Annotated in this window: 1 protein-coding gene; it reads right to left on the minus strand. The window is 52.6% G+C overall.

What is annotated here, in order from left to right; genetic code table 11:
* Complete coding sequence (locus tag ACR9Y8_RS11220) at nucleotides 1-26,139, minus strand: DUF8202 domain-containing protein (protein ID WP_481213355.1); 26,139 nt, start codon at nucleotides 26,137-26,139, stop codon at nucleotides 1-3.
* Nucleotides 26,140-26,550 lie beyond the last annotated feature (411 nt).

A 26,550-nucleotide genomic window follows, 5' to 3' on the forward strand; every position in this document is an offset into this window, starting at 1 on the left:
TTACCTTATAATGGTGATCCAGCCTTTGTACTTCTTAATACCATCCGGTTTCTTCACTTCCAGCACGTAGTAGTAGGTGCTTTCATTCAGGCCTGAGCCATCCCAGTCGTTACGATAATCTTTGGACTGGTACACCTGGCCACCCCAGCGGTTGAAGATGTACATGCCGGAGCCCGGGTATTTTTCCAGTCCGCCGATGATGAACTTCTCGTTCTTGCCATCACCGTTGGGGGTGATCACATTCGGGAAGCTCAGGTCGGAGCCTTCTATCATGGCCGTGGCTGCGGCAATGTTATTGGCGCTGTCTGCATCCGGCAGGTCGGCGCTGAAGGCTGAGGCCTCGTTGATCAGCTGTCCGCCTTCTATCACACGGCTGGTGAGTGTCATCTGTACGACGTCGCCTGGTTGCAGGCTGCCGATATTCCATTCTACTAGTTTGGTGGATGGGGTGACTACTACTTCTCCTCTTTCAGCCGAAGTATGGGTAGGCACATCCAGCTGTACCGGCAGACGGTCTTCTGCTCTTACACCTGTCATCAGGATGTTACCGGCGTTGCGTACACGGATGCGGTAGGTCAGGTCCTGGCCTAAGCGGTAGGGACCTACTGCCGGGGCAATGATCTCTTTGGTGACGATCAGGTCGCCGGACAGTTTATCGGTATCGGTGATGGTCACGGTAGCTTCATCTACTTCACTGGCCGTGTAGGTGTAGCTGGCTGATGTGCCGCCGGTGAGCATGAAGATTACGGTCTCCGGTGTCTCTATCTCATCATCATTGAGCACGCTAACCGGTACGGTTACACTATTAGCCCCTGCCGGGATGGTGATGGTGCCGGTGATGGCGCGGTAATCAGCATCCGGGGTGGCACTGCCACCTATCATGTAGCGGATGGTGATCGCATCTGCCGTGCGCTTGCCGCCGGCCAGGCTGATGGTGAATGCACCGTCGGTGCCTGGTTCGATCGCATCCGGTTGGGTGGCGGTGACGAGCAGTTTAAGGTTTGTATTGTCGTTGTCTGCGATGCTGACCGTGGCAGCATTGTTAGCACCTATGGTGTAGGTGAGGCTGGCTGATTTACCACCGGTCAGTGTCATGATTGCGGTTTCTGCAGGTTCTATCAGGTCATCATCACTTACTGCCAGCGGTACGGTGATGCTGCTTTGTCCGGCAGGGATGACTACGGTGCCTGTAAGTGTGCTGTAGTCTGTGCCTGCTGTTGCTGTACCGCTCATGGTGTAGGTGACGGTGATGTCTTCACCCGGTATCTTACCACTGGCCAGGCTGATGGTGTATTCACCTGCGGTGGATGGTTCAGCAGCATTGGGTTTAGTAGCGCTGATGACCAGGTCAAGGCCGGTGTTATCATCATCTGCGATGTTCACGGTGGCGCTGGCATTAGCGCCTGGTGTGAAGGTCAGGCCGGTGGCGGTGCCGCCGCTGATGGTTATTATAACTGTCTCATTGCCTTCTATTAATGGATCATCTGTTACGGTTACCGGAACACTTACGCTGTTCTGACCAGCGGGGATGACTACCGTGCCGGTGAGGGCGGTGTAGTCTGTACCGCTGGTAGCAGTACCGGTTACGGTGTAGGTAGCGGTGATGTCTACGGAAGCGCTAACACCGGTGGGCAGGCTGACAGTGAAGCTACCGTTAGTGGCAGGTTCAGCGCCATCCGCATCTTTGGTGATATTCAGTACCAGGTTAGCCGGGATACTTTCATCATCCGTGATGTTAACCGTTGCGCTGCCGGTGCCAGTAAAGGTGAAGCTGCCGCTGGTTCCTCCGGTGAGCGTCATGATCACGGTTTCTGTTGGTTCTATTACCTGGTCATCTGCTACGGTTACTGGTATGCTTACGCTGTTCTGACCTGCAGGGATCACTACTGTGCCTGTGAGGGCAGTGTAATCAGCACCTGCAGTGGCGGTACCGGCAATGGTGTAGTTCACCGTCACATCTTCGGAGGAGGTCACACCGGCAGGCAGGCTGATGGTGAAGCTGCCATTGGTGTTAGGCTCTGCACCGTCTGCACCTTTAGCAGCTGTCAGTACCAGCGTGGCTGGTGTGGTGCTCTCATCATCAGTAATATTCACCGTTGCATTACCAGTACCGGTAAAGGTAAAGTTGCTGCTGGCGCCACCGTTCAGTGTGGCTATTACGGTTTCTGTTACTTCTATGATCTGGTCGTCTGTTACGGTCACCGGTACGCTCACGCTGTTCTGACCTGCAGGGATCACGACGCTGCCTGTAAGGGTGGTGTAATCAGCACCTGCGGTAGCTGTACCGCTTACGGTATAATTCACTGTTACATCTTCAGATGATGTGATACCAGCAGGCAGGCTGATGGTAAAGCTGCCGTTGGTGTTCGGTTCAGCGCCGTCTGCACCTTTAGCAATAGTGAGCACCAGGTTGGCTGGTACGCTGCTCTCATCATCGGTGATATTCACTGTTGCGTTACCAGTACCGGTGAAGGTAAAGTTGCTGCTTGCGCCGCCGCCCAGCGTGGCGATGACGGTCTCTGTTTGTTCTATGACCTGGTCATCTGTTACCGTTACAGGTACGCTTACACTATTCTGGCCAGCCGGGATCACTACCGTACCTGTGAGGGTGGTGTAATCAGCGCCTGCGGTGGCTGTACCTGTTATGGTATAGTTCACTGTTACATCTTCAGATGAAGTGATGCCGGCAGGCAGGCTGATGTTAAAGTTGCCATTCGTATTTGGTTCTGCACCGTCTGCACCTTTGGCAATAGTGAGCACCAGGTTGGCAGGTACACTGCTCTCATCGTCAGTGATGTTCACCGTTGCATTGCCAGTACCGGTGAAGGTAAAGCTGGCAGATGTACCACCGGCGAGGGTAGCGATGACTGTTTCTGTTTGTTCTATGATCTGGTCATCTGTTACTGTTACCGGCACGCTTACGCTATTCTGACCAGCAGGGATCACTACGGTGCCTGTGAGGGCAGTGTAGTCTGCACCTGCTGTCGCTGTACCCGCTACCGTGTAGCTTACGGTCACATCTTCACCAACGGTCACACCCGTGGGCAGGCTGATGGTAAAGCTGCCATTGGTAGATGGTTCAGCTGCATCTGCACCTTTACTGATGCTCAGCATCAGGTTACCAGGAATGCTCTCATCATCGGTGATGTTCACCGTTGCATTGCCGGTGCCGGTGAAGTTAAAGCTGGCAGATGAGCCACCATTCAGCGTGGCGATAACTGTTTCTGTTTGTTCTATGATCTGATCGTCTGTTACTATTACCGGAACATTGACACTATTCTGACCGGCAGGGATCACTACTGTGCCACTGAGCGTGGTGTAGTCTGCACCTGCGGTAGCGGTCCCAGTTATGGTGTAGTTCACCGTTACGTCTTCGGAAGAAGTGATGCCGGTTGGCAGGCTGATGCTGAAGGCCCCGTCAGTGGACGGCTCTGCGCCATCGTTGATCTTGCTGATGCTCAGCACCAGGTTAGCCGGTGTATTCTCATTATCTGTGATGTTCACAGTAGCGTTGCCAGTACCGGTGAAGCTGAAGCTGGTGGACGTACCACCGTTGAGTGTGAGGATCACGGTCTCAGTGTTTTCGATGAAGTTATCATCTGTTACGGCAACCGGTATGCTTACACTATTCTGGCCAGCCGGGATGACTACTGTGCCTGTGAGGGCAGTATAATCTGTACCAGCGGTAGCCGTACCTGCTATGGTGTAGTTCACCGTGATGTCTTCAGCGGATGCGATGCCGGCCGGCAGACTGATACTGAAGCTGCCATTGGTAGCCGGTTCGGATGCGTCGGCTGTCTTGGTGACGTTCAGCACCAGGTTAGCCGGTGTGTTCTCATCGTCTGTGATATTCACTGTGGCTGTGCTATTGGTGCCGCTGGCGGTGAAAGTAAAGCTGCTGCTGGTAGCACTGCTGATGGTTGCCACTACGGTTTCGGTGTTCTCAATGAGCTGGTCATTGATCACAGTTACCGGTATGGCGACGTTATTCTGGCCAGCCGGAATGACTACTGTGCCTGTGAGAGCGGTGTAATCAGTACCTGCGGTGGCTGTACCTGCAACAGTATAGTTCACCGTGATATTTTCTGATGTGATGATACCTGCAGGCAAGCTTGCTGTAAAGCTGCCATTGGTAGCCGGTTCAGCTGCATCCGCATTCTTCGTGATGCTGATCACGCGGTTAGCTGTTGTATTCTCATCATCCGTGATGTTCACGGTAGCGTTGCTGCCGCCCGTGAAGGTGAAGCTGGTGCTGGTACCACCGGTGAGGGTCACAATCACGGTCTCGGTATTTTCCAGGAGCTGATCATTCAATACCGATACCGGTACGCTTACACTATTCTGACCTGCCGGGATGACCACTGTGCCTGTGAGAGCGGTGTAATCAGTACCCGCGGTAGCAGTACCTGCTATGGTGTAATTCACGGTGATGTTTTCCCCTGCAGTGATACCTGCTGGCAGGCCGATGGTAAAGGCGCCGGCAGTGCCAGGTTCTGCTGCATCACCGCCGTTGATAACGATCAGTGTGCGGTTAGCCGGCGTATTGTCGTCGTCTGTGATGTTCACGGTTGCATTACCACTGGTAGCGCTGGCCGTGAGGGTGAAGTTAGCGGAAGCGCCGCCGGTCAGGGTGAGGATCACGGTTTCGGTGTTCTCAATGAGCTTATCATCGATCACCGGCACCTGTATGGTGATGCTGTTCTGGCCTGCAGGCAGCACTACTGCACCGCTCAGGGTATTGTAATCGGTACCCGGGATGGCGGTACCGGTGATGGTATAATTAGCGGTGATATTTTCCGCTGCGGTATAACCAGCGGGCAGGCTGATCGTGAATACGCCATTGGTGCCAGGTTCTGATGCATCTGCTGATTTGGTGACACTGAGCACCAGGTTGGCCGCTACATTATCATTATCCGTGATATTCACGGTAGCGTTGCCGGTACCAGTGAATGTAAAGCTGGTTGAGGTACCGCCGCTGAGTGTGAGAATAACAGATTCGGTAGTTTCTATGATCTGGTCATCGGTGACGGTGACAGGTACTGTCACGCTGTTCTGACCAGCCGGGATCACTACGGAAGTGCTGATGGTAGTATAGTCTGTTCCGTTAGTGGCTGTACCGGTGACGGTGTAGTTCACCGTGATGTCTTCCGCCGCTGTGTAACCTGCAGGCAGGCCAATGCTGAATCCACCGTTAGTGGCAGGTTCTGCCGCATCCGTTGTTTTGCTCACCACGAGCGCGCGGTTAGCTGCCGTGTTATCATCGTCTGCAATGTTCACGGTAGCGTTGCCGGTACCGGTGAAGGTAAAGCTGGTGGATGTGCCGCCGTTGAGCGTGAGGATCACGGTCTCGGTACCTTCTATAACCTGGTCGTCGGTAACGGTAACAGGCACTGCTACACTATTCTGGCCTGCCGGGATCACTACGGAAGCAGGGATGCTTGCGTAGTCGGTTCCGTTAGCGGCAGTACCGGTGATGGTGTAATTCACGGTAATGTCTTCAGTGGAAGTAATACCAGTGGGCAGACTAATATTAAAGTTACCATTTGTGGATGGCTCTGCGGCGTCCGCTGTCCTGCTTACCAGGAGGGCACGGTTAGCCGGTGTGTTATCATTGTCTGTGATGTTTACGCTGGCGTTGCCGGTACCCGTGAAGCTAAAGCTGGTGCTGCTACCACCGTTGAGGGTGAGGATCACCGTTTCGGTGCTTTCGATCACCTGGTCATCAATCACGCTGACGGGCACACTTACACTGGTCTGGCCGGCGGGGATCACTACACTACCGCTAAGGGCAGTGTAGTCTGTACCACTGCTGGCTGTGCCGCTGACAGTATAGTTCACGGTGATATCTTCTGAGGAAGTTACACCTCCAGGCAGGCTGATGCTAAAGCTGCCGCTTGTGCCCGGTTCAGCCGCATCGCCTGCATTATTTACGCTCAGCACCAGGTTGGCCGGTGTAGCATCATCATCAGTGATGTTCACCGTTGCGTTGCCACTGGTACTGCTTGCCGCGAGCGTAAAGCTGGTAGATGTAGCCCCTGTGATGGTCAATACTACAGTCTCTGTATTTTCTATGATCTGGTCATTGGTAACAGTAACAGCTACGGGCACACTGTTTTGTCCGGCCGGAATTACTGCGGTGCCGGTGAGGGTGGTGTAATCTGTGCCACCTGTGGCTGTACCACCGATCGTATAGTTCACGGTGATGGCCTCAGATGCGGTATACCCTGCAGGCAGGCTGAGGGTGAACCCGCCATTGGTGGCCGGTTCTGCCGCGTCTGTGTTCTTCGTTACGCTTACAACGAGGTTAGCAGCCACGTTGTCATCGTCTGCAATGTTCACGGTAGCGCTCGCGCTGGCCGCACTGGCAGTGAATGCGAAGCTGGTGCTGGTACCACCGGTGAGGGTGGCGATCACTGTTTCGGTAGTTTCAATCACCTGGTCGTTCAGTACCGGTACGCTCAGGGCTACGCTATTCTGACCAGCGGGGATGACTATGGATCCGCCCAGGGCAGTGTAGTCTGTACCGCCGGTGGCAGTACCGCCGGTAGTATAATTTACTGTGATGTCTTCGGATGCAGTGATGCCTGTGGGCAGGCTGATGGTGAACAGACCGTTAGTGCCTGGTTCTGCTGCATCCGTTGTTTTCACAATACTCAGTACGCGGTTGGCTGCTGTGTTATCATTGTCTGCAATGTTCACGGTTGCACTGCCGGTTCCGGTGAAGGCAAAGCTGGTGCTGCTGCCGCCATTGAGTGTGAGGATCACGGTCTCGGCAGGCTCTATTAGCTGATCGTCCAGTACGGGTACCGGAACGGTAACGCCATTCATACCGGCGGGGATCACTACGGTGCCTGTGAGGGCGGTGTAGTCTGTGCCGCTGACAGCGGTACCGCTGGTGCTATAATTCACGGTGATGTCTTCAGATGTAGTGATGCCTGCAGGCAGACCGATACGGAAGGTACCGTTGGTGCCTGGTTCTGCTGCATCGCCGGTTTTGCTGACACTGAGTACCAGGTTGGCCGGTGTGTTATCATCATCGGTAATATTCACGGTAGCATTACCATTGGTAGTGCTGGAGCTGAGTGTAAAGTTCACAGAGGTGCCGCCGGTGAGTGTGAGGATCACGGTTTCGGTGTTCTCTATCAGCTGATCATCCTGAACAGGCACGCTGAGGGTGACATTGTTCTGGCCAGCTGGTATGATCACCGATCCGCTCAGGGCGGTGTAATCTGCCCCTGCGGTGGCTGTACCTGCAATTGTATAGGTGGCGGTGATGTCTTCAGCAGCGGTATAACCTGCGGGCAGGCTTATACTGAAGGAGCCGTTGGTGGAGGGCTCTGCACCGTCAGCGGTGTTTGTCACACTCAGTACCAGGTTAGCCGGCACGTTATCATCATCGGTGATATTCGCGGTAGCGGTACCGGTGCTGCTGCCGGGGCTAAGATTAAAGCTGGTGCTGGTGCCGCCGCTGAGGGTTACGATCACCGTTTCTGTATTCTCGATCACCTGGTCGTTTGTAACGGCCAGCGGAATGGTGATGCTGTTCTGTCCTGCGGGCAGCACTATAGATGTGCCCAGAGCGGTATAATCGGCGCCACTGGTGGCTGTACCACTTACGGTATAGTTGACGGTGATATCTTCAGATGCCGTATAACCTGCAGGCAGGCTTACGCTGTAGGAGCCGTTCGTAGACGGTTCTGCAGCATCTGCCGTTTTGGTGATATTCAGCACCAGGTTAGCCGGTGTGTCATCATCATCTGCAATATCCATATCGGCAGTAGCTGATGTTGCGCTGGCTGTGAGGGTGAAGCTGGTGCTGCTACCTCCGCTGAGCGTCATGGTCACGGTTTCTGTGCCTTCAATGATCTGATCATCGGTGACGGTTACCGGTACGGCTATGCTATTCTGATTAGCCGGGAGCACAACGGTACCGGCGAGGTTTGCATAGTCTGTACCGTTGGTAGCGCTACCGCTGATGCTGTAGTTCACGGTCACGTTTTCTGCAACGGTGACACCGGCGGGCAGGCTGATTACGAATTCGCCGTTAGCTGCAGGCTCTGATGCGTTGGTTGTCCTGATCACACTCAGTACCAGGTTATCCGGTGTATTGTCATCATCCGTGATGTTGACGGTGGCATTGCCAGTACCGGTGTAAGTGAAGCTGGCAGATGTGCCGCCGTTCAGCGTAAGAATCACGGTTTCTGTGTTCTCGATCACCTGGTCGTCTTTTACGCTAACCGGTACATTCACACCGTTCTGACCTGCCGGGATGAGCGCTGTTCCGATGAGGGTAGTATAATCATCCCCTGCTGTGGCGGTACCGGTAACATTATAGTTAACTGTGATAGGCTCTGCCGCTGTGATACCTGCAGGCAGCGTGATACGGAAGGCGCCATTGGTGCCTGGTTCTGCTGCATCAGTAGTCTTAGCCACGTTCAACACGAGGTTAGCCGGGATGTTATCATCATCGGCGATATTAGCCGTAGCGTTGCCATTGGTAGTGCTGGCCGTGAAGGCAAAGTTTGGCGATGTACCATTGGTAATGGTGCTGATCACCGTTTCGGTGCCTTCTATGATCTGGTCGTTGGTAACCGTGAATGGCAGTGCTACGCTGTTCTGGCCAGCCGGTAATGTGATAGTACCAGAGAGCGTTGCGTAGTCTGTTCCATTCACAGCGGTACCTGTGAGTGTATACTTGACGGTAACCGGTTCTGCTACCGTTACACCTGCAGGCAGACTGATGCTGAAGGAGCCGTTGGTATTGGGCTCTGCACCATCTGCGGTTTGTGTAATGCTCAGCACCTGGTTGGCCGCGGTATTGTCGTTATCGGCGATGTTCACAGTAGCTACTGTGCTGCCGGTTTTCGGAGCAAAGGTAAAGGTAGCGCCCGCGCCGCCGGTAAGGGTAAGGGCGACTGTTTCATTTCCTTCAATGATCTGGTCGTCTGCTACCGTTACGGGCACACTTACGCTATTGGTACCGGCCGGGATCACTACTGATCCGGTGAGGTTCGCGTAGTCGGTGCCGTTAGTAGCAGTACCGGCTACTGTATAGTTCACGGTGATGTCTTCTGCTACCGTATAGCCTGTGGGCAGGCTGATACTGAAGGAACCGTTGGTGGATGGTTCAGCACCGTTTGCGGTATTGGCCACCAGCAGTACTTTATTAGTTACGGTATTATCATCATCGGCAATATTCATGGAAGCAGCAGTACCGCCTGCATCCGGTGTATAGTTGAAGGTGTTGCCGTCTACACCGCTTACCAGCGTAAGGATGGCGGTTTCTGTGCCTTCTATGATCTTATCATCTTTTACAGCCAGCGGAATGCTCACACTATTGGCGTAGGCGGGCAGGGTGACAGTGGAGATCGTATAATCGGTATTGTTCACCGCCGTACCGCTCATGTTGTAGCTGAGCGTGATGTCTGTGCTGGATGTATAACCGGCAGGCAGGCTTACTGTATAGCTGCCGTTAGTGCCTGGTTCTGCTGCGTCGGTGGTCTTCACCACTTTCAGTACCTGGTTGGCGGCAGTAGCGTCGTCATCTGCGATATTGACGGTGATATCATCGTTAGCCGGATCAGGCGGGAAGATGAAGGCGTTGCCGCCACCATCCGTTGCGCTGCCGGAGAGGATGGTAAAGTGTACGCCTTCTGTAGGCTCAATGATCTGGTCGTCCAGCACATTCAAGTTAACGGTAACACTGTTGGTGTTAGCCGGGATGACAATGGTGCCAAGGCCCTGGTAATCGACACCTGCTACTGCAGTGCTGCCGGACACACTATACCCTACCGTAATCGGCCATGCGGAGGTAGCCACCCCTGCCAGCTTAATGGTAAAGGTACCGTTAGTATTAGGCTCTGCGGCGTTGGTGCCGGTGATCACCTGTAATGGAGTGCTGCTTGCAGCATTGGCGTCTACAATGTTCACCGTTGCCCCGCTGCTGGACGGATCTATTGTGAACGGATAACTGGCTGAAGCAGCACTGGTAAGGTTAAGCACTACATCTTCCGGACCTTCAATAATACCATCATTGATGGCATCCACATCAACAAACACTTCATTTGATCCTGCGGGGATCACGATGGTGCCACTGGTAGTACCCAACAGGTTATAATCCGCGCCAACGGCGGAGCCACCCATCGTAAAGTTAACCACTACGTCTTCGGAGCTGGTAATGCCCGGCGGCAGGGCAATCCTGTACTGGCCGTCGGGGCCGCCTTCTACGGCATCCTGCACCTTGGTGATGAGCACAATATTGCTGTTGCCTGTGAAGTCGTTATCTGCGATATTAACGGTAGCGCTGCCGCCGCCGGAAGCTGCGGTGTAGGTAAACTGTGCATCGTTACCACCGCTGATGTTCAGGATCACCGTTTCAACAGGCTCAATGATAGTATTGTCTATTACGGCCACGGGCACGGTCACGCTATTCTGGTTGGCCGGTATAGTGATGGTACCGGTAATTGCCTGGTAGTCTGTACCCGGTGTGGCGGTGCCTGCACCTATGGTATAGTTCACCGTGATGTCGCTGGAAGCGGTGAAGCCTGTGGGCAGGCTGATAGTGAACTCACCGTTAGTGCCTGGTTCTGCCGCGTTAGCGGTATTGATCACCGTGAGCACCTGGTTAGTGGCGGTATTGTCGTCATCGGCAATATCCACCGTAGCGTTACCATTGGTAGTGCTGGCCGTGTAGGCGAAGTTGGCGGAAGTACCGCTGCCAATCGTGAGGATCACGGTCTCTGTACCCTCTATGATCTGGTCGTCGGTAGTGGTCACCGGTACGGCTACACTGTTCTGACCGGCGGGTAATACCACGGTGCCGCTAAGGTTAGTATAGTCAGTACCGTTAGCAGCGGTGCCACTGATGGTATAAGTAACGCTGATGTCTTCTGAAGGTGTAACACCTGCAGGCAGGCTGATGGTGAACTCACCATTGGTACCCGGTTCTGCGGCATTACCCGTATTGGTAACACTCAGCACACGGTTGGCCGGTGAATTCTCATCGTCTGTAATATTCACGGTAGCACTTGCATTGGTAGTGCTGGCGGTGAAGGTGAAGCTGGTGGATGTACCGCCGGTGAGGGTCATGATCACAGTCTCGGTATTTTCAACCAGCTGGTCGTTGATCACGCTCACAGGAACGGATACGCTGTTCTGACCGGCGGGCAGTACCACTGTGCCTGTGAGGGCGGTGTAGTCTGTACCGCTGCCAGCGGTGCCTGCTACGGTGTAGTTCACTGTTACCGGTTCTGCTACGGTATAGCCTGCAGGCAGACTGATAGTGAAGGCGCCGTTCGTGGAGGGCTCTGCCGCATCACCACCATTGGTAACAGTGAGTACCTGGTTGGCGGCAATGTTGTCGTCGTCCAGGATATTGGCGGTAGCGCTATTAGCGGTTGTGCTGGCGGTAAAGGCAAAGCTGGTGCTGGTACCACCGGTAACGGTAGCGATCACCGTCTCATTACCTTCTATGATCTGGTCATCTATGATATCTGCGGGGATCAGCACGCTGTTCTGACCAGCCGGCAGCACTACTGTACCGCTTAATGTAGTATAGTCTGTGCCGTTGCTAGCGGTGCCTCCTACGGTGTAGGCAATGGTCACCGGTTCTGATGTCCTGATCAGGGATGGCAGGCTGATACGGAAGGCGCCGTTGGTGGCAGGTTCTTCCAGGTCTACCAGTTTCTGTATGCTGAGCACACGATTGGCCGGCGTGTTGTCGTCATCTGTGATGTTAACAGTAGCGCTGTTGGCGGTAGTGCTGGCGGTATACGTAAAGTTAGTGCTGGTACCACCGGTAACAGTCGCGATCACTGTTTCTGTATTCTCAATGAATTTGTCGTCGATCATACCTACGGATACAAGAACACTGTTCTGACCAGCAGGTAAGGTAACCGTACCGCTCAGGTTTGTATAGTCTGTTCCGCCGGTGGCAGTACCTGCTACGGTGTAGCTTACTGTAACGGCCTCAGAGGCAGTAATACCGGTTGGCAGGCTGATACGGAAAGCACCCGCGGTGGATGGTTCTGCCGCATCTGTTGTTTTCACGATACTGAGCACACGATTGGCTGGTGTATTATCATCATCCGTGATATTCACAGTAGCGCTGCCATTGGTAGTGCTGATGGTGAAGGGGAAGCCTGGACCGGTAGCGCTGGTGGCTGTTACCACCACCGTTTCGGTGAGCTCAAGCAGCTGATCATCAATGACAGTTACCGGTACGGATACACTATTCTGGCCGGTGGGCAGATTAACGGTACCTGTCAGGGTAACATAGTCGGTACCATTCCCAGCGGTGCCTCCTATGGTATAGTTGATGATGGTAGGTGTAGCGGATGTATAACCAGCGGGCAGACTGAATGTAAAGCTACCGTTAGTGGACGGCTCTGCGCCATCGCCGTTGTTGCTTACACTGATCACTGCGTTGGCAGGATAATCATCATCCGCCAGCAACATATCGCCTCTGCCATTGGTGCTGCTGATGGTGAATGTGAAACTAGTGCTGGTACCGGCGGTCAGGGTTACCTGTTTCAATTCTGTTTTCTCCAGGATCTTGTCGTCTATAACCACCACGTTCACTGTAACGCTGTTCTGGCCTGCGGGAATCACCACGCTGCCGGGGAGGGCTACGTAATCCACACCGGAAGCGGCAGCGCCGGCTTCGGTATAAGTAACAGTAATGTCCTCTGCGGCTGTTACACCTGCAGGCAGGCTGATCGTATAAACTCCGTTAGTGGACGGCTCTGCCGGCTGAGTAGTGGTGCTGATACTGATGATGCGGTTAGCCGCAATGTTATCATCATCCGCAATATTTGCGGAGGCGGTTGCATTGGTAGTGCTGGCGGTATAGGTAAAATTAGTACTGGTACCGCCGGTGATTGTCAGTGCTACGGTCTCGGTGTTTTCTATTACCTGGTCGTTAGTGACAGTAACGGGAACGGTCACACTGTTCTGCCCTGCAGGGATGATAACTGTACCTGTAAGGGCGGTGTAATCAGACCCACTGGTGGCTGTACCGCCGATGGTGTAGCTGACCGTGATGTCTTCGGAAGGAATCACACCTGTGGGCAGGCTGATGCTGAACCCGGCATTGGTGGCCGGTTCTGCTGCATCGGTTGTTTTCGTGATACTGAGCACACGTTTGGCCGGCGTGTTGTCATCATCGAGGATGTTGACAGTAGCATTGCCACTGGTAGTGCTGGCAGTAAAGGCAAAGCTGGCAGAATTACCACCTGTTACGGTGAGGATCACGGTTTCGGTGGTTTCCAGCAGCGGATCATCGGTGACAGCTACCGGCACCACTACGCTGTTCTGGCCAGCGGGTATTACCACTGTACCAGCAAGAGTAGTATAATCGGTGCCGTTAGTAGCCGTACCGCCTGTCGTATAATTTACCGTAATGGCTTCTGAAGCGGTGATGCCTGTGGGCAGGCTAAAGGTGAACGCACCATTGGTAGACGGTTCTGATGCGTCGCCGCCGGTGTTGGTGATGCTGATCACACGATTGGCGGGTGTATTATCATCGTCTGTTACATTGGCGGTAGCATTGCCGCTGGTACTGCTGGCAGTAAAGGCAAAGCTGGTGCTGTTGCCGTTAGTGATCGTCACGATCACGGTCTCTGTGTTCTCAATGATCTGATCATCGCTAACCGTGAGCGGTAAAGACACGCTGTTCTGACCTGCAGGGATGACGATGGTGCCTGTAAGGGCAGTATAATCAGACCCACTGGTGGCTGTACCAGCGGTGGTATAAGTGACGGTAATGTTCTCAGCTGCGGTCACACCGGTGGGCAGGCTGATGCTGAATGCGCCATTGGTAGACGGTTCTGCTGCATCGGTAGTTTTGGTGATGCTCAGTACACGGTTAACAGCTGTATTGTCATTATCCGTGATATTGGCGGATGCGCTGCCGTTGGTGGTGCTGGCGGTATAAGTAAAGTTAGTGGATGTACCACCGGTGAGGGTAGCCAGTACCGTTTCGGTATTCTCGATCACCTGGTCGTCTGTAACGGTCAGGGGAACTGCTATGCTGTTCTGGCCTGCCGGAATGGTGGCTGTACCGCTAAGGGTGGTATAATCAGACCCACCTGTGGCTGTACCGGCGATGGTATAGCTGACAGTAATGTCTTCTGTGGGCAGAATACCGGTGGGCAGGCTGATCGTGAAGCTGCCGTTGGTAGATGGCTCTGCTGCGTTCACAGCACTGATGCTCAGCACACGGTTGGCCGGTGTGTTATCATCATCGGTGATGGTAACGGTGGCGTTGCCACTGGTAGTGCTGGGCGTGAAAGTAAAGCTGGTGGCTGTGCCGCCCGTTACGGTGAGGATCACCGTTTCAGGGCTTTCCAGCAGCTGGTCGTCTGTTACATTTACAGGTATGGCTACGCCATTCTGCCCTGCGGGGATCACTACCGTACCGCTTAATGTGCTATAGTCAGCGCCAGGTGTGGCAGTACCGGCGATGGTATAGCTTACTGTAATGTCTTCGGATGCAGTAACCCCTGCAGGCAGGCTGATATTGAATGCACCGCTGGTAGCCGGTTCTGTGGCATTGCTGGCATTGCTCACGCCTATGATCGTTTTAGCCGGATCATTGGCATCGTTATCCGCGATGTTCACAGTGGCGGCGTTTTGGGTGCTGCTGATATTGTAGTTGCTGGCGCTGGTGGCGCCGGTGGCTGTATTGAGCGTAACCGTTACGCCTTCGGCTGTTTCTATGATATTATCGTCGGTGATGGTAACAGGCAGGGTTACACTGTTGCTTCCGGCGGGGAAGGTAACCGTACCGCTCAGCGTAGTGTAATCTGCACCGTTAGCGGCGATACCGCTAACCGTATAGTTCACGGTGATATCTTCTGTGGCCATAACGCCGGTGGGCAGGCTAATGGCGTAGGAACCGTTCTGCGTGCCTTCTGTGCCATCCTGGACTTTGGTAATGGCCAGCACCTGGTTGGCAGTTGTTACACCGCCAAAGGTGGAAAAGTTCTGGATACCGCTGAACTCTACATATTCCACGCCATCCTGCTGGCCGGAGCCAGAGGGTGTAAGCTCAGTGATATTGGCCAGGCCTTGCGGGGCCAGGTCTGCCAGCGTTGCGGCGATATCGCCGGTATGTTTGAACCATGCCCAGCGTTGTGCGCCGGTTACTCCACGGGTGCCGGAGAGCATGTTCTCTGCATTGGTCCTTTCAACAGGATCCCAGAAGAGGCGGAGGGTGATACCGCCGTTAGTGGTCATGTCTGCACCGGTGTAGGAGATCTGTACTAACCTGCGCATCAGCTGAGTGCCATAGTCAGTACCGGTGTTCTTGCCCAGCTCAGTGTTCATGTTACGGTTCACGTCTACCAGCGCGGAGAGCTTGGTCACATCCATAGTGTTGCCGTTCAGGTTAATGGCGGCGATGTATTTGGTGTTATCGGCAGGATCGATAAAATATAACCAGCCGTTCTCAATACAGGTGGCGGATACTGTTCTCACTACTGCGTCGGGCACCAGGGTAGCGGTACGCTGCGGATGGCTGGTAGTAAGGGTAAAGACCACGCCGTTGGTGAGGGCAGTTACGTTATCGAAGCTAACGACATTGGAGTTGAAAGCGGTAGCCGGTATTTCAGTAATGGTGCCGGTGGTGAAGTTGCCATCTCCGTCCTGGTCTATCATCAGGGAGAAGTCGCTTACAGCAGTACCTGCAACCGTAACGCCGGTGAGGTCAAACTCCAGGCGCAACGGTTGTGTAGCGATATCGAAGCTAGTAAGCTGTGTTTTCCATTCCTGGGTAAGGCGCTGCGAGATACAGTTGCCGGTGGGCAGGTCTGTACCGGTGGTGGTGAGAGCAGCACTGTTGCTGCCTACCAGGAAGAAGCTTTTATCGAGCGCAAAAGTGTTGGTATTATCTGCATTGGTGGCAGCGATGCTGCGCAGGCCGATGGTAAGGATGCTGCCGGTGTTCACGCTGCGGGATTGTTTCTGCAGCAGGGCGGAAGCATCGTCGCGGCCGATGCCGGCGATGTTGAATTTATAGGCACTGTTAGCAGTTGCATTCCAGCTAATAACGGAAGGATCTGAAGCTACGTAGTTGGTAGGGGTAGTCTGATCCAGCGTTAAACCGTATTTAACAGCCAGGTACGATTCTACACGGTTATTATCTGCGGCTGACAGTGCAGATCTGTAGACGATAACTTCGGGTATTTTACCGTTAAAGACACGCGCATCATATACAGCAGGTCCTGATGTGCGGCCACCTACTTCAAATAGGGTGGTTGCATAACCGAGACAATTTGTACCTGCAGCTACTTCGATTCTGCCATTTACCGCCAACTGGCTGTTAAGACCGTTACCTGGCGTGTTATAGATCCCGCGGACAGCTCTTGGTATTACCGTGCTGGGTGAAGTGCTTACAGCGGGCGAACAGCCAGCTCCGTCGAGCTGATAACCATTCGGACCGGCATACAGGCCCATCCCCGCTGAAGGCGTTGGACTATCAACTAACCAGTCGTTCAAGCCGTCAAATACACCTCCAAAGACTCCGGCACTTGCGTTACCCATTGGGCCTTCCACTACACTCACACTAAAGAGCGTTGTAGCAGTGGAATTCCAGTCTACATTTGCATTTCCTTTCAGTGATTTGCCGCTGGCGCCACTAAAGTCTACAGCCGGGTTAAAGTTGATGCCATTGGGCACCTGCATAATATCCGCGGAAGGTGTAATTGGATCTGAATGGGTTGGTGCAGCAGCACGCAGTTCGGAAACAACGGTATTGTTACCGCTCTGGTCGAACCATTGCTGTACCTGGTTGCTGCCGTCCACTTCCACACCGGCGTCTGCTTTTACCCAGAGGGATTCTCCCAGTACGCCGCCAGGGGCAGTTACCAGGGCAGCAAAGGTGAAGTATTGACCGCTTGTAAGGTCAACGGAGACGGTATAATAGTCTATGCCATTAATGGTAGATTGAGAAAGCGGGATGTAATTATCACTTGCATCAATAGTGGCGTCTGCACTTACCACCAGGTTGGGTGCAGTAATACCACCGGTTACTGTGCTGGCTGGAATAGCTATCTGCACATTGCCTACGGTACCGGTTTCCTGTACTTTCCAGATGCGGGTCATACGGGCGGTAATGCCTGGCTTACCTGCTACGGCAGTAGCGAAAGCGGCGGTGGCGCCATCATCACCCCAAACTATATATGATTTATCAGCAGTAAAATTATTGGTGTTGGAAAGATTGTCCGAAGCAAGTCCGCCCAGGCTAATGATAGGCTGGAAGCCGGTGTTTACGCTTTGAGATTGTTTCTGATCAAGACCTTCGATATCATCGCGACCGATGCCGGCGATATTGTTCTTGTAGGTAGTATTGGCAGTAGCATCCCACACTTTGGTGGTTCCATCGGTAGCCAGGTAATCGGTAGCGCCGTTGTTGAGGGTAATACCATATTTTATAGATAGGTAGGTATTTACGCGCTGCTGCTGGATGGCTGTAAGCGGAGACGTATAGATGATAAGCTCACCGATACGGCCGTTGTAGGGAACGCCAGTCCCGTTCCTGCCCAGCATGAACGTACTGTTATTACCGGTGAAGTTGGTGGTACCGTTACCGGTAACCATACTTGTACCATTTTTGAAGATGGCCTGCTTGTTGGCTGCAAGTGCTATATCGCTGGTAGTTGTCCAGAGCAATGACTGGTTAGCGACACCTCCTGTATTGTAAGAGATCCTGTTACCAATGTAGGGAGCATCCCAGTAAACCAGGTTATCAGACCAGGTAGCAAGCAGCGAAAAGTAGTTAGCGGAAGCACCGGTTAGGCCAGGCTCAGTGAAAATAACGCTTGCAGTGGGAGCGGTCTGGTTGCTTACCACGAACGCAGCAGCGCCGGTGTAGGTACCTGTTTTCAGGATAGAGTTGCCGGTCATTCCTGAGTTAACGCCATCGTATTTCACTACCGGGTTGAAATTAATATTACCGGTTGGATTATTCAGATACAAGGGTTGGTTAAGCGCAGTGGGCTGCGAAACGTTATTCAGGTCTGATGCGTAGTCTGTCCAGCCACTGATGCCGGTATTATCTGTGGTGCTTGAAGTGCCTTCATCTGCACGTAACCAGATGGTGGTGCCCACCACGCCGCCGGGCGCTTTTATAGAAGAGCCGAAGCTGAAGTACTGTCCGTTAGCTACATCAACAGTGGCGGCGTAGTGTTTCACCCCATTCAGGGTTATTTCGGTTAAGGGGTAGAACTGGTCTGTACCAGTCAGGGTTGCATCTGTGCTTGTTATGAGATATGTTTCTTTTGCGTTAGGCAGGGCATCGTAGGGCACGGCGATCTGTACGCTGCCTACGGTACCGGTTTCCTGCACTTTCCAGATACGGGTCATGCGGTAGTTCACGGTGGCATGACCGGTGAGCGGAGTTTTGAACAGGGCGCTGGCGCCGTCATCGCCCCAGAGCAGGTAAGACTGGTTAGCGGTAAACGTATTTGCATTGGCAGTATTATTATCTGCCAGGCTGCCCATACCTACGACTACCTGTGTACCTGGATTGATACTGCGTGACTGCTTCTGGTTGAGGTCTTCTGCATCGTCGCGGCCGATACCAGCTATATTATTCTTATAGGTTGCATTGGCTGTAGCGTCCCATACTTTGGTAGTACCGTTGGTAGCCAGGTAATCAGTAGCGCCGTTATTCAGCGTAATGCCGTATTTAATGGAGAGATAGCTTTCTACCTGCTGCTGCTCCGTGGCGCTAAGGCTGCTGGGAAATACGATAACATCTCCCATCAGGCCGTTATAATACCAGCCACCGTTATTTACCATGTTATCACCCAGGTAAGCGGTTGAGAGTGAAGCTATATTTAATACTGTATTACTACAGCAGGAAATAGTATTTGAAATTCCTGTGCCATTGGCCTTCATCACTACAGCTGACGGAGTAGCGCCTGCTGCGTTGGTGAAGCTGGTAATGCTGGGAAGGGTTGTATTGCCACCTGTGTTACCATAACGGCTGTTGCTTGATTCGATGTAACGGCCACCGCCTCCGATCTCCATTGTATACCTGGTGCCATAATTTGCCGCAACTGGGTCTCCCCAGCTGATCACGCCGCGGTACAATGTAGCAGCATTGGCTGTTAATGCAAAAACAGTTCTCGCACTGGTACCCACGGGCAGTTTTGTGCCATCCAGTATCATACGATTGCTGGTACCGTTAAACTTCACCATTGGGTTGAAGTTGACATTATCCGTTGCATTATTGGCAAACAGCGGCTGGTTAGCTGCAGTGGCCTGATTAGCGTTATTGGCAAAGCTGCTCATATCTGCCCAGCTGCTGATTGCTGTATTATCTGTAGTGGAAGATGTACCGATATCCGGGCGGAGCCACAGGCTATACCCGGCCACACCGCCTGGCACTTTAATGATAGCGCCGATGGTGAAGTAAGCGCCGTTGGGCAGCTGGCTGGTGTTGAACGTAACCGTATTACCGGTGAAGGGAATTACAGCATTGATGTTACCTGCGCCAAAAGCCGGATCAGAATTGCTGATGAGCAGGAATTTGGAAGTACCGGTAATGCCTGCCTGCAGGGTAATGGTTTGATCTGCCCAGTTGGTCTTCTGCACCTGCCATACACGGGGGATACGGCGGGTGATGTTTGTATTGAGCGATGTGTTGGTGAGGATGCTGTAACTCGTCGATGAAAGACCATTATCCCCAAACACAAAGAAAGACTTATCGTTGGTGATGGTATTGGCGTTCAGCTCATTGGTAAGCGGGATATTGTTACCAAGCGATACTGTAATGAAGCCAGTATCCACACTGAGAGATTGTTTTGTATTCAGTGCGGTTGAATCATCGCGGCCAATACCTGTAATGCGGTATTTATAGGTAGGGTTGGCAGTCCAGTAAGCACTGCCATCAGCGGCCAGGTAATTTGATGCGCCGTTGTTTATCGTGATACCGTATTTAAGGCCAAGATAGGATTCTACTGTCTGCCGTTCTACATCGGACAGCACACGGTTGTATACAATCACTTCACCTATGTTGCCTAACCAGTAAAATGCCCTGCCGGCGATGGTACGGGAACCTATAGAGGTAAAATTGGGCGTAGCGGGAGACAATGCAATAGTGCCCTGGTTATCCAGCGCATAGTTTCCGAAGAGCTTCACGCCGTTGGCAGCATTAGTTTGAGTTGCACTGAAGATATAAGACCTATTGGGCAGGAAGGTAGTAAGACCTCCAACGCCCGCCACCGTTGTTCCATTATTTTCCAGGTAATTGGTTTTGCCTCCGGCCACTGTGCGCAGCTCCATGCCGTTACCACCCCCTACTGCGCCGCTACCCACCAGCTCTCTTACTGCATCATATACTGGTGCGTTTGCAACAGCAAAAATAGTAGCATTATCCGGATCTACTCTGGCAGTGGTCATATCCAGGAAGTCATTAGCGCCGTCAAACACAAAACTGTAGTTGAAGTTCATTCCTTTGGCGTCTGTGATGGGACGGCTGTTTGTTACACTTTGCAGCGCAGCATTACCACTATTGCTATAGTCGTTCCAGCTACCGCCGTTGGAAATACCGTCGTCTGCACGGAGCCAGAAGGTAATACCGGTATTGACGCCATTAGGACCTCTTACGTTCTTGGCGAAGGTGAAGTATGCGCCATCCGGCAGGTTGGCGCTGGTAAGTGTCACCAGGCTGTCTGTGAGCGGATAGCTGGCATCGCCAGCGCCGAAGGTAGCGTCGGTACTTACTATCAACCGGGTAGAGGCATCGGCGTTGTTATATTTAAGAGAGAACTGGTTGGTCCAGTTGGTTTTATCCACCTTCCAGATACGGCCTATCCTGAAATTGACATTGGCCAAACCGGTGATGGGAGTAGTGAAAGTGGTGGCGCCGCCATCGTCTCCGAATACGAGGAAAGATTTGTCGGCAGCAATTGTATTTGTATTGGCAGCATTCGTAGCAGCAACTGCAGTGCCCAGGGCAATGGTCACCAGGCCGGTATCTGCGCTGATGGATTGCTTCTGGTACAGCATGCCATTATCATCACGGCCGATGCCGGTGATATGTTTGGCATAAGCGCTATTGGCGGCAGCGTCCCACATTTTGGTGGCGCCATCGCTGGCGAGGTAATCTATTGGTGTGCCAATACCCAGTGTAAGGCCATATTTCAGGGCCATGTAGCTATTTACACGCTGGCGTTCTATGTCACTTAGCTTGCGGGAATACAGTATTACTTCGGATATGTCGCCATTAAATGGAGCATTATGTCCGGCTCCTATATAATCCTTGGCGCCAGCCGGAGAAAGGAAGCTTACTGCATTGGTGTTGGCGCTTAGCAGCACTTTACCGTCAATACCGGAGGCCCAGTCGTTGGTTGCGCTCCAGGTATTCAGCAGATGCGGGTTACGCACGTTCACCGTTGCCGGGTACGCAAAATTCCTGCGTGCAGTGGCGGAGCCGAAATACGTATAGTGGTTGTTGTTACTCCAGGTGTATACCGACTGGTTAGCGGCATAGGTGCCTCCAAACTCCCATGGGTAGCTAGTAGCCGCAGCGGTATTATCGAAATTGGACAGTTGAACAGAGAAGATCTCTCCGGCTGTCATCGTATTGGCAAACTCGGGCACTGAGAAGTAGGTGGCGGCTGCGAAGCTGAGACCGGGATTGAAGTTGAAGTTCTTAAGGTTCTGGGGCAGTGCAGTGCCATTTACCTTTGGCCATATGCGGGATGAAGGTCCCTGGTCAATCCATTGTGTTACGTTAGCAGCTGTTCCAACAAGGCCTGAATCACCACGAAGCCATACTTCCAATCCATTCGGAACACCACCCGGGCCTTTCTGCGCTGAGCCTAATGTGAAATAAGCACCGCTGGCCAGCAGGCTGGAACTGAGTGTTACGGTGCTATCTGCTTTCAGGGGCAGTTCCTGGCTGATGGTACCAAAAGCAGGATCTGTGCTGACAAGCAGGTAACGCGTGGCAGGCGCGCTCACGTTGAACTTCAGCGTTATATTCTGTGCGGCGAAGTTGGTTTGCTGTACTTTCCAGGTACGGCCCATGCGGAGATTGGCATTCGTACCATTTACCGCGGTGGTCCAATTGGTAGTAGCAGCATTGTCGCCGAACACAAGGAATGATTTATCGTTTGTGATCGCGCCTGTGTTGAGGACATTAGTGGCGGCTATGTTATTGCCTAATGCAATTGTGACAAAGGGTGTGACAGCCGCCTGGGATTGTTTCTGGTACAGCTGACCTGCATCATCACGGCCAATACCGGTGATGCTCTTATTGTAGGCAGCATTGGCGGAGGCCGTCCAGAAGGCTGTTGCATCGGAGGCAATATAATCAGTAGCCACCGTCTGATCCAATGTAATACCGTATTTGAGCGCCAGGTAAGATTGAATCTTCTGATGATCCTGGGCTGTCAATGCTGTATTATTTGTATAGACGATCAGCTCTGCGACCTTGCCTTTATAGAATGCATTACCGGGATGGCCGATATAGAAAGGCGCATTGACGCCAGAGTAGCTGGTTAAAGTGGCAGTTGAGGCGGCCACGCTCTTATTGTTCAGCAATATCTGCATACTGGTGCCAGCAGGCTTACGGATAAAGCTGAATAAGCTTGGAACCCCGAAAGTACCTCCCCAGGCGGCGTTTACGCGGTAACCGTAAGGTGCATCAAAATAAGCCTGGCCATCGCTATAGGGTGCATAGCCACGCCAGTAACTGTTATTGCTGGCCAGCTCCGCAAACAAGGGGTTACCGCCCGGGCCATCCGGGAGGTTCACTGCATACACGGTGGTATTTTGCAAGCTGCCTGTACCCAGCAGGGAAGCGCTGGTTAATAGCTGGCTGGTACCATTAAATGAGAAGGCCGGATTGAAGTTAGCGCCGTTCTGTAACAGGGTTGGCTGCGCGGAGAGCGTGGCCTGCTCCTGCGTTTTACCATTACCGCTGAAGTCGCTCCAGGCAGAAGGAGCAGCACCTGCATCGGCTCTCCACCAGGCGGCAATACCTGCGTTTACACTGGCAGGCCCTTTGATCATTGTACCGATGCTGAAGTAAATACCGTCAGACAGCACAGAAGAATTAAGGGTCACATTTCCGTTTGCATCCAGCTTCAGTTCCTGTGTGATGCTGGCAAAGGTGGGATCAGTGCTGATGAGCAATGTATTATTGCTGGAGCCACCAACGACCTGTAGCGTGATCTGCTGGTCTGTCCAGTTGGTCTTTTGTACTTTCCATACGCGGGGCATACGCTGCGTAGCGTTCACCGCGGTTACAGGCGTAATGTAGGTGGAAGCAGCGCCGTTATCGCTGAAAGCGAAGAAAGATTTATCTGTACCGATGGTAGCAGTATTATCAGCGTTGGAAGTCATCACTGCTGCGCCTAATGCGATGGTCACAACACCGGTATCCTGGCTGAGCGACTGCTTCTGGTATAGCATGCTGCAGTCGTCACGGCCGATGCCGGTGATGCGGCGGCCGTAGCCGGTGTTGGATGCGGCGGTCCACATTTGCACGGTACCGTCGCTGGTAATATAATCAGTAGTGCCATTGTTGAGGGTGATACCGTACTTCAGCGCCATGTAAGATTCGATACGCTGTACCTCGGCGGGGGTAAGATCACGGTTGTAGACAAACACTTCGGGTACCATTATCCGGCTAAACTCGCCATAAGCGCCACCGCCTATATCCAGGGTCCATACACCGGCATCGGAAGAAGCGCCGGTGGTGAGTGTTTTGCCATTGCCTTTAAACTCATAAGCACCGGTGGAAGCCCGCTCAAAGGAATAGAGCTTACCTTTTGCGCTGACGGCGTTACCAGTGTTTAACCAGGCTTCCACAAACAGGCGGTTCTCAAAGTTTGCATGCCAGCCAAATAATTTGTTACCGGTAGCGCTGGTAAACACCCGGCCTGTCAGCGAGCCTTCCAGCTGGGCCATACCCATAAGGGTATAGGCGCCGGTAACGCCTGCGGCGGTGGGCACACGATGCGCATCATTTCCATCATAATAAAAGGCCTTGTTAAAGTTAACCAGTGCGGTGGTATCATCGGGATCGCCGATCACGGTCATGTGATTGGCGTTACCGGAGATATCGCCCCAGTTGACGCCATTTACAGACTGGTCTGCCTTGTACCATGCCAGGATGCCGTTGTTCACGCAGGCAGGGCCGCGGAAGCTCATGGGAATGGCGTTGCCAAATTCGGAAGTACCGCAGGTATTGGCGGGTATACGCAGGGTAGCTGTCCAGAAACCAAGGCCGGTGGCACCTGGACCGCTATTATAAGTAATGGTCTGGGTGGAAGTGCCTGCACTTAATCCTGTTAAAGACGTAACAAAGTATTGCCCGCTCGTTTTTGACGTAGCGGGATCATTGGCGTAAATATCGACGGTGTACTGTGCGCCGGCCGTAATGTTGGGAATGGTGAGCTGCAGCTGGTACTGCCCTCCTCCCAGCGGGTTAGACGACACGAGGACCGGTGTACGGTTAGCAGCGGCCGTATAGGTACAGTTACCGGCGGGGTTCGAGATACCGGGGCCGGTATTATTATAAATGGAGTTGTTGGTATAAATGATCTTGCTGGGTGAGGCGTTGTAGATACCGGATCCACCGTTATCATGGATCACACAGCCGCTTACCTGGTGATCGGTAACGACGGCCGCGCCATAAAACCAGATGGCGTGGTTGGCGTTGTTCACCAGGGTATCTCCGGTGAGGTCCACATCTCCATTGGCGGCGGCGCTGACAACAATACCGCAACGCGTGTTGTTGGTGAAAGAAGAGTTGGTGATGTCTACATTCGTGCTTAACCCGTTATTGTAGAACTCAATACCATCTAAGTTATTGGTGAATCTTGAATTGGTGATCTGGAAATTGGTTGAGGCCGCGTATACTCCTATACCATCTGTGTCAAATTCGTTAAAGCTGACATTGTTCACCGTGACATCCGTTGCAGCTGCATTGAAATAGAGGCCATAGTCTGAATCATCTGTAGTGCCCAACTTATCACCATTTAATACGGTATTGCTAACCTTAAGGGTATTTACGGCCCCCAGGAAGCGGATCATAGTACCGGCGTAGATCCCCGGTCTTCGGTTCTCCAGGGTGGTGTGGTCAATGGTGATATTATTGGCTGCGCCCTGAAAATCTATGAAAATAAGATCGCTTTCGTTACAGTTTACGGTATCAATAGTGATGTTAGTGGCGGTGTTATCGAAGCGGATGGGATAGTCACCATCATCATCTGAAGTAATGACGTCCAGGTCGATGGAGGTTTTTTTGATCTGCACGTTGGTGCTGATAAAATCGGAATAGAAGCCGAGTGCTACGCCGCTCCACAATGAGTCTACCGTTACATTCCGGAGCAGGACGTTATTGGCGGTTTCTACTGGGCCGCCGGTATTATCAAGCACGATACCGTTCTGAAAACCGCTGATATTACTGTTGCTGAGTGTCCAACCGTTTACGGATGCATCCCGGAACACGATGGCTTCAGCGCCCCGGGTATTATTAAGCGTGGTAAGATTAATGTTATCCATTACCAGGTTGGTTTGCGTACCGCCCTGGAAATGGTAAGCCCGGCCGATATAGGAACTGCCCGCCGGCTCTACGTCTGATGAGGTAATATTTTTGATGGTAAGATTGGTGGATGATCCCTGCACTACCAGCACGGAGTTCAGGAAATTGCCTACTGTACTGTAGGTTACTATATTTTCAATGGTAACACCGGTGGTGTTGTTCAATATAGCAAAATCAACATCCCCGCTATTGGTTAATGTAAAGTTGCGGATCGTTACGCTATCCGCATTGATCGTAAAAGGATTGATAACACTGTTTGTGCCGTCAGAATTGAGGGTGATCCTGTTCTGGCCGTCAATCGTCAGCTTCTTTGCCGTTATGGTTGGCAGTGAAGTGAGCAGGGTGATCTGCCCGTATACATTGAACACGACCGTGTGCGGCCCTGCACCTGCAGCGTTGGCATCCAGAATGGCCTGTCGTAAAGAGCCCGGCCCCGCATCATTGGTATTGGTGACCGGGAAATTATTTGCCAGGGCCGTGACAGCCATCATAAGGCCAAACAATGACAGCAATAAACGTTTACAGCCTTTGCTGAAAAAGCGGTGATCCGGATGCGTAACATTCAAACAGGACATGGTGCAATAGCTTTGGGTAAAGAGGGGCCTGCCCGGTCTGCTAATCAGCAGCCGGCGAGCGGTTCTTCAAGGGGACCTTATATTATATTTTATGCGGTTGACTACATCTAATGGACAAATAAGCGCCAAATGGCGAGACTGTTAACGGCGTAAAGGTATACAGGTTCACATGACCAAAAGGGAGGGTAAAGTTTCCCATAGGAATATATTGATAATTTAGCAAAAAGGTTTGAGGACTGCGTCCTCCATGACTCTCAGGAATATTCGAAAAAGAATTATTCCACATAACGAATTTAGATAAACATAGCACGCACAACTGTAGTAGTTGTTCGCACTAGTTGTAGTAATTATTCTACATAAAAACGTTCGCTCTTAATTGAGATAAGCTCTATCTTAGTGTAGCATTCAATC

This window comes from Chitinophaga sp. SVR4-12A (assembly GCF_056754765.1).

What these genes read in the sequence shown, in the direction of transcription:
- ACR9Y8_RS11220 (WP_481213355.1), bottom strand. Translation starts at nt 26,139, where the DNA reads ATGTCCTGTTTGAATGTTACGCATCCGGATCACCGCTTTTTCAGCAAA.